The 578-nt window shown below is 46.4% G+C and carries 4 tRNA genes; all 4 read right to left on the reverse strand.

The window, feature by feature from the left end:
* Nucleotides 1-98 precede the first annotated feature (98 nt).
* The 4 genes from QMA09_RS17125 to QMA09_RS17140 all read right to left on the reverse strand — a co-directional run bounded on the left by QMA09_RS17125 (nucleotide 99) and on the right by QMA09_RS17140 (nucleotide 576).
* Nucleotides 99-172 (reverse strand) — tRNA-Gly (locus tag QMA09_RS17125).
* A 34-nt stretch (nucleotides 173-206) separates the two neighbouring features.
* A tRNA-Arg gene (locus QMA09_RS17130) sits at nucleotides 207-283 on the reverse strand.
* 12 nt (nucleotides 284-295) lie between these two features.
* Nucleotides 296-381 (reverse strand) — tRNA-Leu (locus QMA09_RS17135).
* A gap of 120 nt (nucleotides 382-501) precedes the next feature.
* Nucleotides 502-576 (reverse strand) — tRNA-Gln (locus QMA09_RS17140).
* Nucleotides 577-578: the final 2 nt, after the last annotated feature.

Here is a 578-nt window from a genome sequence, read left to right on the forward strand (position 1 = left end):
ACGAGGCTGATCAGTAAGTTTTGCGCGGGCCGTTTTGCGCGGCCGTTGCGTGTTGTTGACGTTTTGCTGTTCAGTTTTCAAGGTTCAGATAATAAATTTGGAGCGGGTGGGGGGAATCGAACCCCCATCATCAGCTTGGAAGGCTGAGGTTTTACCACTAAACTACACCCGCATATATATAGAAGGAAATAACTTAAGATTGAAATTGGCGCGCCCGAGAGGACTCGAACCTCTAACCGCTTGATTCGTAGTCAAGTACTCTATCCAATTGAGCTACGGGCGCTTATAAGCGATATGGTGCGGCCGAGAAGAGTCGAACTTCCACGGGATTTCTCCCACTAGGCCCTCAACCTAGCGCGTCTGCCATTCCGCCACGACCGCATTAAATTATTTTTAAGGACAAAATCTATTGTATAACATCTGAGACATTAAGTCAATGTTGTTTTTCAATTTTCCTTAAGCGCAATTCAAGCTGGCATTCAATTATCTTCAAGTTAAAATTGGCTGGGGTACCTGGATTCGAACCAGGGCATGACGGGATCAAAACCCGTTGCCTTACCGCTTGGCTATACCCCAAT

Source organism: Planococcus sp. APC 3906 (assembly GCF_030407685.1).
GTDB lineage: Bacteria > Bacillota > Bacilli > Bacillales_A > Planococcaceae > Planococcus > Planococcus koreensis.